Annotated in this window: 12 protein-coding genes and 1 pseudogene; 5 read left to right on the top strand and 8 right to left on the bottom strand. The window is 47.7% G+C overall.

Features of this window, described 5'->3' with window-relative positions:
• The first annotated feature begins 148 nt into the window (after nt 1–148).
• Nucleotides 149–760 carry a TIGR04211 family SH3 domain-containing protein gene (locus tag A8L45_RS04240; protein ID WP_068899640.1) on the top strand — a complete coding sequence of 204 codons (612 nt, stop codon included), beginning with the start codon at nt 149–151 and terminating at the stop codon, nt 758–760.
• Nucleotides 761–863: 103 nt separating this feature from the next.
• Here A8L45_RS04240 and tnpA read toward each other — a convergent pair.
• The 3 genes and pseudogenes from tnpA to A8L45_RS04215 form a co-directional block, all read right to left on the bottom strand.
• Nucleotides 864–1,297: pseudogene (gene tnpA / locus A8L45_RS04235) on the bottom strand (IS200/IS605 family transposase).
• A gap of 610 nt (nt 1,298–1,907) precedes the next feature.
• Nucleotides 1,908–2,204: a hypothetical protein gene (locus A8L45_RS04230; RefSeq protein WP_175401902.1), complete on the bottom strand. Its 297-nt coding sequence runs from the start codon at nt 2,202–2,204 to the stop codon at nt 1,908–1,910.
• An 817-nt stretch (nt 2,205–3,021) separates the two neighbouring features.
• On the bottom strand, nt 3,022–5,541 hold the full coding sequence (locus A8L45_RS04215) for an AAA family ATPase (RefSeq protein WP_068899560.1): 2,520 nt from the start codon (nt 5,539–5,541) through the stop codon (nt 3,022–3,024).
• A 160-nt stretch (nt 5,542–5,701) separates the two neighbouring features.
• Between A8L45_RS04215 and A8L45_RS04210 the strand changes: the two genes are divergently transcribed.
• On the top strand, nt 5,702–6,925 hold the full coding sequence (locus A8L45_RS04210) for a multifunctional CCA addition/repair protein (protein WP_068899557.1): 1,224 nt from the start codon (nt 5,702–5,704) through the stop codon (nt 6,923–6,925).
• 85 nt (nt 6,926–7,010) lie between these two features.
• On the opposite strand, the gene A8L45_RS04205 is transcribed toward A8L45_RS04210, so the two are convergent.
• The 3 genes from A8L45_RS04205 to folB are packed head-to-tail and all read right to left on the bottom strand — an operon-like array spanning nt 7,011 to nt 8,726.
• Nucleotides 7,011–7,823, bottom strand: a complete 813-nt coding sequence (locus A8L45_RS04205; RefSeq protein WP_068899555.1) for an undecaprenyl-diphosphate phosphatase — start codon at nt 7,821–7,823, stop codon at nt 7,011–7,013.
• Between the two features lie 52 nt (nt 7,824–7,875).
• A complete protein-coding gene (folK, locus tag A8L45_RS04200; RefSeq protein WP_068899550.1) occupies nt 7,876–8,370 on the bottom strand; it encodes a 2-amino-4-hydroxy-6-hydroxymethyldihydropteridine diphosphokinase in 495 nt (164 codons plus the stop codon).
• Entirely contained in the window at nt 8,367–8,726 is a 360-nt protein-coding gene (gene folB, locus A8L45_RS04195; RefSeq protein ID WP_068899548.1) for a dihydroneopterin aldolase, read from the bottom strand. The genes folK and folB overlap by 4 nt, the downstream gene beginning before the upstream one ends.
• Nucleotides 8,727–8,910: 184 nt before the next feature.
• On the opposite strand from folB, the gene plsY reads away from it, so the two are divergent.
• The gene (gene plsY, locus A8L45_RS04190) at nt 8,911–9,531 is read left to right on the top strand and encodes a glycerol-3-phosphate 1-O-acyltransferase PlsY (protein WP_068899546.1); all 621 of its coding nucleotides are present in this window, start codon (nt 8,911–8,913) and stop codon (nt 9,529–9,531) included.
• On the opposite strand, the gene A8L45_RS04185 is transcribed toward plsY, so the two are convergent.
• Nucleotides 9,528–10,337 (bottom strand): hypothetical protein, encoded by an 810-nt coding sequence (locus A8L45_RS04185; RefSeq protein WP_083228195.1) that lies wholly within the window; start codon nt 10,335–10,337, stop codon nt 9,528–9,530. The genes plsY and A8L45_RS04185 overlap by 4 nt on opposite strands.
• A gap of 469 nt (nt 10,338–10,806) precedes the next feature.
• Nucleotides 10,807–11,826 (bottom strand): tRNA (adenosine(37)-N6)-threonylcarbamoyltransferase complex transferase subunit TsaD, encoded by a 1,020-nt coding sequence (gene tsaD, locus A8L45_RS04180; protein ID WP_068899545.1) that lies wholly within the window; start codon nt 11,824–11,826, stop codon nt 10,807–10,809.
• 182 nt (nt 11,827–12,008) lie between these two features.
• Between tsaD and rpsU the strand changes: the two genes are divergently transcribed.
• The gene (gene rpsU / locus A8L45_RS04175) at nt 12,009–12,224 is read left to right on the top strand and encodes a 30S ribosomal protein S21 (RefSeq protein ID WP_005301411.1); all 216 of its coding nucleotides are present in this window, start codon (nt 12,009–12,011) and stop codon (nt 12,222–12,224) included.
• 24 nt (nt 12,225–12,248) lie between these two features.
• Nucleotides 12,249–12,692: a GatB/YqeY domain-containing protein gene (locus A8L45_RS04170; protein ID WP_068899544.1), complete on the top strand. Its 444-nt coding sequence runs from the start codon at nt 12,249–12,251 to the stop codon at nt 12,690–12,692.
• Nucleotides 12,693–12,760 lie beyond the last annotated feature (68 nt).

The following is a 12,760-nucleotide window of genomic DNA, read 5'->3' as shown; positions in this document are numbered from 1 at the left end:
TAAGGTGATACAGGTCGAATCTATGCTGTTTAGGGCCATCATGTGATCTAAAAAAGGGAGCTTATGTCTCCCTTTTGTTGTGCCTCTATCCGAAATTTTTTACTATCTGTCTGACATTTTACTCACGACCTCAGCAAAGGAAGAAACCGTGAAGCAACTCTTTTCAGCTCTGGCGATGCTCATGCTGCTATTGGCACCCGGCGCATTCGCGAAAAGCCAGTACGTCTCCGAAGACCTTTTTACCTACATGCACTCTGGTCCGGGTACGAAGTACCGCATTATCGGCAGTGTGGACTCAGGCGAAGCCGTCACTGTTATTGGTGGGCAAAAGGATGGTTATTCTCAAATCATTGACTCCCGTGGTCGCAAAGGCTGGATAAACAGCAAGTATGTATCTGACAATCCGGGCCTTAAAGTGAGAATGCCTGCATTGGAAAAAGAACTGAAAACGCTGAAGAGCGCACTGAACAACGCGCAGCAGGACGCTGACTCCAAGCAAAAAGGATTGGTTGAATCACTGGAACTTCGCTCAAAGCAGTTACAAGAACTTGAAGTGAGTAACAGCCAGTTGCGTCAGAAGCTCGAAGAAGCACTGACGGAGAAACGCGAACTCAGCGCCAAGCTGGACACGCAAAAAGATGACCTGCTGATGCGCTACTTCCTCTACGGTGGCATTGTCGCTGGTGTTGGTCTGCTCTTCGGCCTGCTCCTGCCACACCTGATCCCGAAGAAAAAACAGCACCCACGCGGTTGGGCGTAATCGTTCAGTCTCGTCCTGTATGAGGGCTAACTGAAAGTAAACATCCACCTTCTAAAGAAGGTGGATGTTTACTTTCAGTTAGCCCCGTAAAGGGGGCTTTTGGCTATTCCAGCTCTATCTCTAACTGACTTTGCTTTTCCACCCTTTCTTGGTGTCTTACATATCGGCGAATTATTTCTTCATTGATGCCGACCGTATCAACGAAATAACCCCTCTGCCAGAAACGACTTCCCCAAAGCTTGTTCTTACGCAAATACGGGAATTTGCTAAACATCTTCAGAGCTATTTTTCCTTTCAACGCCCCCATCAGCTTGGATATTGATAGTTTTGGGGCACCTTGACGACTAGGTGAACATGGTCAACTTGAACGCTCAGTTCTACCACTTCACATCCTAATTGACTGCAATAAACATGGATGCATCGAAACACCTCCTTGCCTACTTTGTTCTTTAAAATTAATAATCTATATTTCGGCGTTCATACAATTTGATATTGACACTTCCAATACACATGCGATGCTTGCTTGTATCTACTCATGCTTTATGTCCTCTTCGACTTCGCTAAAAATCGAGAGTCCATTTAGCATGGGTAGAAATGTATTAAAAATTTACTAACTTTAAGAATTAAAAACCTTTTTATTTCAATTAAACTTTTTATTTACTATGTGATGAAAATAGAGTTTTTTAGCAATGAAAATTTTAAAGATTATTTTTTATCTTTTATTTATAGTTAATAAAAATAATAATATTAAGACCCAAGCTAAGTTTGATTTACTAGCTCTAAATAAAAAGCCCTATCTTACTTAGATGGTATTTCATAAAGAATTCACGTATTGAAAGTCTGTATTGAAATTATTAATCATTTTCATATTTTTATTTATGGTGGTTTTTCCTGATGATTGTAATAAAACAAACTAATACTTTTAGTCATAAGTGTAAATTGAAGATAGACAGCTAATCACTCCCGAGTGTTCAATACTTATATCGAGACTTATAATTTTATGAGTAATTATTGCTATGTGACTCGACACATTAACCTATCATAGTCAAAAGATCATATCTGAGATGTTATTTATGAACAATGATGATGCATTTTAAATGCCAAATTTTTATAAAAATTCTAAATAGGAATCTTAAAATAAAATTAATTATTTAACTTCTTTCATAGTCATATCTTTCTCATGATAGTTAAAATTGAATAAATCTGTATATTCAATTATCACTTGAGAGGAAATAAAAACATATATAATAAAAAACATGGCTTTTAAAAGAGCAGATGGTTCAATTTTATATTCAATATATAGCTTATAAAAAAATTTAAACACATGCAATATTGCAATAGTCAATGCAATCATAGCGCTAATCAGAATAGCTCCACCTACAAATGTGAAAAAGGTTTCTTTCATTACTTCATTACTTGCTAAGTTATATATACTCTTCCCCACATCATATAAATTTTCGGTAAAGGGAAGAGAGCCAATTATTTTTTAGTAGTATCTTGGTAGCCTATATCAAAGACTACTTGTCTATCTATGATAAACTCCCTGACAGAAAATATAAAAATAATACATATTGCAAATTTCACCAATAAAACATAATCAATTTTCTTGTGTAAATATAATTCCTTGCTAATTTTAAACAGATATACCACTGTCATCAAAGCAACTATCATGATGGTAAACGATAGTACTATTACAATACTATTTAAAAAATTATCGCTAACGTGATCCATTTTTTGCCCTAAATATTGTTAACAAGCCCACTGAATACAGCTGGGTGCATAATTATGAAATTCAATTCCGTCATCTAAACTAAACTCAACCGAAAGTACTCTGGTATCAGTTCGAATAGCCTAGGCCCATATGCCACTTCTAAAGCCCACAGACGCAGATTGCATAACAGTATCCGACTCACCCGTAGTAAAACCGCCAGGACCGAGATAAACATCATAATCTGTACCGGAACCAGCAAAATCACTGAATTGACCTTAGTGTGTAGTTTTTGATAGACCCAAAATACTAGCAAATCTGACAGCCTTGACAAATTTATCATTCGTTCTCCTCTTTTGGCCCGGAACGTCTAATTCATATCCTCCTGACGCTGTAGTAGTAATGGCAAGACCGTATTTAGACAGACAAAGCCTACCTAAATGATAACCACCTACTGAAGTAGGTGGTTTAGGGCTGAAAACAAAAAAAGCTGCTCATGGCAGCTTTTTTTATGTCTTTTTATCGAAGGGATCCAGACTGCGCTCAGCAGAACTCAGCGGTCTGACAATGCAGGGATTGCAATCAGGTTCCTCTCAAACTGTACGACCACCTGCTGGGGTTCAATACCAAGCAACACCACGCCCTCGGCGACCTTCTGGCCTTCCAGCACTTTTCTGTTATTGACCTTCACCCATCGCTTATTGGGGTCAGAGGCATAATTGTGTTGCTGGAAGTTCATTTTTGGCATGCGACTCATCACGCCGGGAGGCAGGTCTGAGATACGCGATACGTTCGATGGTGTTGGCGTGACACGAGACAGCTTACCATCCAGTGTTCGACTGCCGTCACGGCTCAGGGCCAGCTCTACCCGGTCTGCCAGCTCTTTGGGCAGGGAAGACAGATCCAGATCATCAAGACCAATCTGTTCGTCCGTATCCGGTGTTGGTTTACTATCGGCCAGCGGTTTCGTTTGTGGAGATACTGCCTGTACTGGCGCTTTGGCCGTAACAACTGGCGATGGCGATGACGGTAAAGTGGTAGGCTTTGTTTCATTGGCCGCCTTGGCAACCAGAGCCGCCAGCGATGAAGACTCACTAGTCGAAGCTAAACGGATATCTTCCTGACTATCCTGCACCAATCTGCCGGTTTCCAGTTCCGGCCCCATTTTCTCTTTGAGACTGACAAGGGTCATCAGCGTTTTGGGTCCGGCAATACCATCCACAATGAGATTATTATCCTTCTGGAACTGAAGCACTTTTTCCCATAACTGAACATCGAACTTGCCACTGGACCTTGTACTTTTTACGCCCAGCATGTTTTCAAGCCATTTCACCCTGTCTCCCTGCTGGCCGTAAATCACCGAGCGGGCAGAGCCCAGTGGCGGACGCCACAACACCATGCTCTGGCCTTTCCAGTGAGCCTGTAACCATGCCTTACTGCGAATAATCCGTTCTCCGGCCACATTGAGTGCCACCAGATCCCGATAGTGCCCTTCGAGCACAGCATACCAAGTTGCGCCGTTTTCAGTGATTGTCAGCACAGCAGGTTTGTTAAGGGTCAACAGGCTTGATGTCGTCAGCGAGGTTTTCAGACAACTGAGGCCATTTTTCACAGCCTTTGAGCAACTCTGGTTAACAACCGTCGCCTCGACTCCCCAACTGGCATAAAGATTGCGTATCGCAACAGAGGGAACACTGGCTTTTTCATAAATCGTTGGAGCGGGCTTCGGTGTATCAATCACATCGGACGCGTCATCTGTGACTGCGCCATTATCAGTCATCGCCACCCCGTCAGCTAAGGGCGAAGTATCTTCAGGCTCAAAGTAGCTGTCGAAGTCAGTCAGTGGATCATTGCCATCAAATCTATCAGGGGCTGAAGTCACAATTAACTGAGGCTCGGACTCTTCGATATCACTAGCTGCCACCTCAGCCGTATCGCTGGGCGCGGTGACATCACCTTCATTCTTTTCTACAGGCGGCGTCAGATCCACCTGACGAACGGACTGAGCGGCCACGGGAGGACCAGTTTCTGCAGGCTGAGCGGGAGAAGCAGGCTGATTGACCAAGACGTTCAGCGCACTATTCTGCCCATTGTCCTGCCCTGCCACGTTAGATGATGCAGGTATCGCCGTGACAGTCGCACCGTCTGTTTGAACAGGCTGACGCTCAAAGAGGGTGTTAACTGCCACACCCAGCAATACAGCACTGGCCGCCGTACCCAAATAATAAGGCCAATAGCGGGGAATGCGCCGGGCGGAAACCGTATCCTGCCAATGCAACACCTCTTCACACGCTTTTGCAGCCAACTTGCTGTCCACTCGATAACAGCGTTGCAAACAGGCTTTCTTCAGTGCGGCATCACAGACCAGATTGATCAGGCGGGGAATACCTCCTGTCTCTTTGGCAATCACCTTGATGGCCCCGGGTTCAAACAGCGGGTCGAGCCCACCAGCACAAGACAGGCGGTGAGAGATGTATTCTTTTACCTCTTCAGTCACCAAAGGCATCAAGTGATAGCGCGCGGTTATCCGTTGGGCAAGCTGACGCAGATTAGGCTGTCGAAGCAGCTCCAGCAACTCTGGTTGACCAATCAGGATAACTTTCAGCAGCTTTCTTTCACTGGTTTCGATATTGGTCAGCAGTCTGAGCTGCTCAAGCACATCAGGAAGCAAGTGCTGGGCTTCATCCACCAGTAATACCGTCTGCATATCAGCGGCGTCATTGGCTTTCAGTTTGGCGACAATCAAATCATGGAGCCGCTTGGTGCCATCGGTTTCGTCGTAAGGCAGCTCAAGCTCGTCACACAGGGTTTGCATCAACTCTTTGACACTGACAGCGGGATTAAGCAGCTCAATCACCTGACTGTTTTCGGTCATCCGCTCTCGCAACGCACGAAGCGTCATGGTTTTTCCGGTACCGACCTCTCCCGACAGCAGTGCCAGACCACCTCCGTCCGCAATCCCTGTCAACACATGCTTGAGCGCTTCCTTGTGACGATCACTGAGGTAATAAAACCTTGGATTCGGCACAATCGCGAATGGCGATTCCTTTAGCTGGAAAAAGTCGTTGTACATCTTTACCTGTTTAATCCCTGATACACGCCGATGACCGTCACCCTAACCAACCTCATACACTCTGTAAAGCGGTTGCACAGTCAGGATAACAATTGGATTTTTGTTCATCACCATAGATGTTTAAGATAAGTAGAGTGATTTAAGAATAGTGGAATACGATGTGAGAACCTATCTTGTTGGTGGCGCAGTACGCGATCAGCTTCTCGGACTTGAAGTAAAAGACAAAGACTGGGTCGTCGTTGGCGCAGACATACAGACCCTGACAGACGCCGGATATCAGCAGGTGGGGGCTGACTTTCCTGTTTTCCTGCACCCCAAAACCCATGAGGAATATGCCCTCGCCCGCACTGAGAGAAAATCCGGTCAGGGTTACACCGGGTTCATCTGCGATTTCACGCCAGATGTTACCCTTGAAGATGACCTGATTCGTCGCGACCTGACTATCAATGCGATGGCGCAGGGCGAAGACGGCGAGCTGGTTGACCCGCATGGCGGTCAGCAAGATCTGGCTGATAGGATCCTGCGTCATGTCTCGCCAGCGTTTGTAGAAGACCCACTCCGGGTGCTCCGGGTTGCCCGCTTTGCTGCAAGATTTGCCTCACTGGGCTTTACCGTCGCAGACGAGACCATCACATTGATGCAGCAAATCAGTGACAGTGGAGAGCTGGAAGCACTGACACCGGAGCGGGTTTGGCGCGAATGGGAAAAAGCCCTGCACACCGAGCGTCCCGATGTTTTTCTCTCTGTGTTGCGAGATTGCGGCGCACTGAAAGTGGTACTGCCTGAACTGGATGATTTGTTTGGTGTTCCCCAGCCTGAACGCTGGCACCCTGAAATTGATACCGGCGTTCATAATATTATGGTTGCCCGTCAGGCCGCGCTTCTAACCGAGGATCCCGTGATTCGTTTTGCTGCCCAACTGCACGATCTTGGCAAAGCGCTGACCCCGGAAGAAGAATGGCCAAGTCATCACAAGCATACCCAGACCGGGCTGAAGCCAATCAAAGCACTCTGCACCCGGCTAAAAGTGCCCAACCCATACCGGGATGCGGCACTGGTAGTGTGTGCTGAACATACCAATGTTCACAATGCCGGAGAGCTGAGAGCCAGTACCTTTGTCAAAATCTTCGACCGCAACGATTTCTGGCGTAAGCCTGAGCGGGCACTGCAACTGGCGTTGGCCAGTAAAGCCGACCATCTCGGCCGCAAGGGGTTTGAGCAAAATGACTACCCGCAGGCAGACTGGCTACAACAAGCTTTCGCTGCCGCCCAGCAAGTGGATGTAAAGCCCATCGTTGCCGCTGGTTTCAAAGGGCCGGCAATTCGTGAGCAACTGACGCAGCAGCGGGTTGAAGCCGTCAAAGCCTATCTTGCTACCCGATAAAGGTTTCACCGCGACCATAAAAAAAGCTGCCAAATGGCAGCTTTTTTCGTTTCCCGTTCAGCAAAGCTAGGTTTGCCTCAGCAAACTAGCCATGCATGGACAGGAAGAACACCAGACCAAAGCCCAGCAGGATGCGGTAAATCACAAACGGCAACATACCAACACGGGTTACCAGCTTCAGGAACCAGTGAATCACCAGATACGCACTGATGAAGGACACCACGACACCGATCAGCATCGGCTCCCACATAATCGGTGCTTCGCCCTTGGCAAGGCTGATACTCAGCAGACCGCCAGCCAGCACAATGATGGGAATAGACATCAGGAAGGAGAAGCGGGCAGCCGCTTCACGGGTGTAACCCAGATACAGAGCTGCGGTCATGGTCGCGCCTGAACGTGAAGTGCCGGGGATGATTGCCATCGCCTGCGCCAGACCAATCAGCAGTGCAGATTTCGGCGTCGTCTCGTATTCATTCACCTGACAACTTGCCCGACGGTCAACCCACCAGAGCAGCGCACCGAACACGATACACGTGGTGGCAATCACCCAAGGTGAGCGCAGATAGAGGTCAACAATGTCGAAAGCTTTCACAAACAGACCGAACAAACCCGCCGGAATGGTCGCCAGCACGATCATCCATGCCAGCATCGCATCTTTAGAGCGTTCTTTTTTAAAGATCGAGCCAAAGAAAGCATTCAACAGTTGCACCACTTCCTTACGGAAATAACCCAGCACTGCCAGCAAAGTACCAACGTGAACCGCCACATCAAACGCCAGTCCCTGATCAGCCCAGCCCAGAACAGCAGAAGGAAGAATGAGATGGGCAGAGCTGGAAACAGGAAGGAATTCAGTCAGCCCCTGAATCAGAGCCAACATGAAGGCTTCTAAATTTGTCATATTTTTCTCAGATCAGTCATTCGAGACACACTTAAACCAGCACTGTCTCGTTTTAAACATTTAAAAAAGATAAGTCAGTCACAGGCCACAGAGGTTGCTCCTCATCAAACGCCTGCCATGCTTCGGCATAGGTTTGACTGTCACCCGGGATCTGTTGATCAGGACACAACTCTGCAAGCGGCCAAAGGGTGAAAGCAAACTTATAAACGTCTTTACGAGGGAGCGTGGGACCTTCTGGCTGGAAAAGATCACCGTAGGTCAAAAGGTCGATATCCAGAGTCCGGTCACGGAATTTAATCGCGTCGCGCTCGCGGCCCCAACGCGCTTCAATTTCTCGCAGCGCCTCAGTGATACCGTCCAGTGACATCTCAGTGTTGAGCTCCACCACCAGATTAAAAAAGTTCGGTCCTTCAAAGCCAACCGGCACCGCTTCAAATACGCGGGAGACACGGCAGGCCGGATCTAACTCTTTCAGCGCCTGAAGTCCTTCAGAGATATGACGCTCTCGCTCAATATTTGAGCCAACACTTACCAGAACCTGAGTCACCGCTCGCCTCGCTCAATTACTACACCCACGGTACGGGCTTCAGCCACTGCACCCGGCTTACTGACTTTTACCCGGATCCACGGCACCCCGAAGCGGGACTGGATCAGGGAAGCGACGTCTTCGGCGACACGTTCAACCAGCTTAAACTGGCCATTGGCAACCAATTCGATCACCGCACTACTGACCGCCGCGTAGTCAAGGGCCAGAGAGACCTCATCACTGTCCGCAGCAGGACGGTTGTCGTGTGCCATTTCAAGATCAAACACCAGTTTCTGTTTAATCTCCTGCTCCCAGTCATACACACCAATCGTCGTAATGACTTCAAGCTGTTCAATAAATACTAAATCCATGTTCATAGAAAATTTCAGAGGTCGGATACCTAAAACGATTGAAAATGCGTAACATCAGCTAACTCGGGATATAATCCACAAAACAGCATGCTGTCAGCTCGTGACGATACAATGAAGTCGTGCTACGGTGCCGAACTATAACAAGTAATATCCTGCAAACTCTAGCGATTGATCAATATTGGGATCCTGGATGACATTGATTGCCCTGTTCATGATAATTGCCGCCTACCTGCTTGGCTCTATCTCAAGTGCCATTCTGGTTTGCCGTGCAATGAATCTGCCAGACCCACGCACCGAGGGATCGGGCAATCCGGGTGCCACCAATGTACTGCGGCTCGGCGGACGATTTGCGGCTGTGCTGGTACTGTTTTGCGATATGTTAAAAGGCACTATTCCGGTCTGGCTGAGCTATTACCTTGGCATTAATCCCTTTTTTCTTGGCCTGATTGCCGTCGCTGCCTGCCTCGGCCATATGTTCCCGGTATTTTTTCAGTTTAAGGGCGGTAAAGGCGTTGCCACTGCCCTGGGTGCGATGGCTCCGATAGGTCTGGATTTGGCAGGGGCGCTGATTGCCTGCTGGCTGATTGTGGTCGTGGTCACTCAATACTCATCGCTGGCCGCGATTGTCACTGTACTTATGGCCCCGCTTTTCACTTGGTTAATCAAACCCCAATTCACCATGCCGGTTGCCATGTTGTGCTGTCTGATCCTGCTCAGGCATCAGGCCAATATCAAACGCCTGCTGGAGAAAAAAGAACCTAAGATTTGGAATAAAAACAAGCCTTTACCAGATAATGACGGTGATGACTAAGCCGTCTTTCCCTTTTCATGTGAGACGAGCACGAAGGGAAGATAAATCACCATAGCCTGTGACGCGGCGTAGAGAATCCAGTTTACATGGCGAACATCCGGGTAGTATCCCTGACCACCATTGCCGTAAATCCAAAAATGACCGATCACCGCATCAGCAATCGCTGCCAACATAAACCCGAAACCCACCATCCACACACCTTTTGACGCTCTGATACCGCCAAAAGAGTGAATCAATAAAATGCCCAGCAGGCCAACGGCACCGATAAGTGCAGCGTAGATACTGGTCATCGTTTTCACGAAAACACCTGTACCCGGTATATGCATAATAAATATCGATAACGCCCCTGCAAGCACGCCAGCAAGTATGAACTGCCCGATAACCGTCGGTTTTATGCCATTGCGCCTTGTGACTAATGCGCCATTAATAAGCAGCAACAAATAACCCGGCCCGAAAAACATCACAGAATCCGCCAGATAATCATGTTTCACCACGCCATCGTAGCGATAGAAGGTTTCGGAAAAATTGGCATTGGTGATGTCACCGCCAAGACAAACCAGCAATGAGAGCAGGCTGAGCCAGGCAACTTTGCGATAAAACCCGTCTGAGGTCTGTTGATAGACCCACCTTTTAACGGAGAAACTTAGCAGTACCAGAGCCAGTAATAACAGTCCCTTTATCACCCACATCTTATTTCCTGCCGTTTCAGGGGCAAACCAGAATCCCAACAAAGATCCAACGGCGTCTGTCGTTGCGACAACGAGAATGGCAAGTACGGCGAAGACGTAATTCTTTTCAATCAACATGGTTTGGTTCTTCCAGCAAACCATCGGATACTGATCTCAACAAACGCGGGCAGTCGCTTTCAACAGTCACAACAGGCGGTATTCAATCCCTTGTATGTCGCAGCCAGTTTCCGTTGGCATAAATGACGTTTTACTATTAATAGACTTAATAACAGACAGCTTAAGTCACTAGTTATGGCATAGCTCGGGATGAGTAACTGGATTGCATATGAGAAAAGTAGAATTTTTATTCTAAAACTAAAAATCAGCACGTTGGTGATATGGCGTTAATAAAGAGGAAGAGTGAAGGAAAGGTAAGGCGAATAAAAGAAGATGCCTTACTTAGCGGAAAAAGCAAAAACAGCCTAAACACCAGAAACAAAAAAGGCTGCACATTGCAGCCTCTTCTATATTAGAGCACATTCTTCATCAGAACCTGCTCTTTAATACGACCCGCTCTTCATCAAAGCAGATGAGGGAACGAGTGAAATTACTCAGCGATTGGCTTGAGCTGATCAATCGGCCAGCGAGGGAATGCCTTCACGCCCAGATCCATGTTTTCACCGTTTTTCAGACGCTGCATACCTGCATAAGCAATCATTGCACCGTTGTCGGTACAAAATTCCGTGCGAGGGTAATACACTTCACCGCCGATATTGTCTGCAAGCTCTGCCAGTTTGGCACGCAGATGGCGGTTAGCACTTACGCCGCCTGCAATCACAATCCGCTTCATGCCACATTGCTTAAGGGCGCGCTTACATTTAATTGCCAGCGTATCCACTACCGCATCTTCAAAGGCACGGGCAATATCAGCACGGGTCTGATCATCATTACCATTCGCAGCAATCGTGTTCGCCGCGAAGGTTTTCAGGCCAGAGAAGCTGAAATCCAGTCCCGGTCTGTCTGTCATTGGGCGCGGGAAGGTAAAACGGCTTGAGTCGCCTTTTTCTGCCAGACGCGACAGCAGCGGCCCGCCCGGATAGTCCAGCCCCATCAGCTTGGCAGTTTTATCAAACGCTTCACCCGCGGCATCATCAACCGATTCGCCAAGGATCTGGTACTCACCAATCCCCTTCACCTCTACTAATAAGGTATGACCGCCAGACACAAGCAGTGCCACAAACGGAAACGGTGGAGGATTGTCTTCCAGCATAGGTGCCAGCAAATGGCCTTCCATATGGTGAACCGCAACCGCCGGAATATTCCAAGCGTATGCCAGACTGCGGCCGATAGTCGCACCCACCAGTAGCGCACCCACCAGACCCGGCCCGGCGGTATACGCAACCCCATCGAGATCATCCGGCGTCAGGCCTGCATCTTTCAGCGTTGCCTTCACCAGTGGGATGGTTTTTTTAACATGGTCGCGGGATGCCAGCTCCGGCACCACGCCACCGTAATCAGCATGCACTTTTACCTGGCTGTAAAGCTGGTGAGCAAGCAGCCCTTTTTCATCGTCATAGATGGCGACACCCGTCTCGTCGCACGATGTCTCGATGCCCAGAATTCGCATAACACCTCAGCACAGATAACCTAAAATCAAAAATAGGCGGCAATATTACATGGGTGACATCAAATTCACCAGTTATGCTTTACAAGACCCCCAGTCTCGGATTAGAATTCCGCACCATTTTTAATCAAGGCTGGTCATATTATCACCAGCGATTACTGAACAACCCCTGAGGTGAAAGGCACATGCCAGTAATTAAAGTACGTGAAAACGAACCATTCGACGTAGCTCTGCGTCGCTTCAAGCGCTCTTGTGAAAAAGCAGGTATTCTTTCTGAAGTTCGCCGTCGTGAGCACTTCGAAAAGCCAACTACTGTTCGCAAACGCGCTAAAGCAGCAGCAGTTAAGCGTCACCTGAAGAAACTGGCTCGTGAAAACGCGCGCCGCGTTCGTCTGTACTAATTCGATTTAGTCAGAGGATTGCGCATGGAATTGATTGAACGTCTTAAAGACGAACAAAAAGCGGCAATGAAGGCGAAAGATAAACCTCGCCTTGGTACCATCCGTCTAGTCATGGCGGCAATTAAACAGCAGGAAGTCGACGGACAGAAAACTCTGAACGAAGACGAAATTCTTGCTGTATTAACTAAAATGGTTAAACAGCGCCGAGATTCCGTAGCGCAATATCAGTCGGCTGGCCGTGATGACCTCGCAGACGTGGAAACAGCAGAAATCGCCGTATTGGAAGAATTTATGCCGCAACCACTGTCTGAAGAAGAGATCACTGCACTGGTTAAAGAGGCGGTTGCGTCCTCCGGTGCCGCATCCATGCAAGACATGGGTAAAGTTATGGCAATACTGAAACCACAGGTTCAGGGCCGCGCTGATATGGGCAAAATTAGCCAGTTAGTGAAAGCTAATCTGGGATAATTTGCTCCACCTTGCAAACAAGCCGTGCATCCATTGCGGAGTGCGCGGCTTGTTCGTATCTTAAAGTA

The organism is Veronia pacifica, from assembly GCF_001707825.1.
In the GTDB taxonomy this organism is placed as follows: domain Bacteria; phylum Pseudomonadota; class Gammaproteobacteria; order Enterobacterales; family Vibrionaceae; genus Veronia; species Veronia pacifica.
Note: the sequence above shows the minus strand (reverse complement) of the source record. Positions and strands in the feature narration are given on the sequence as shown.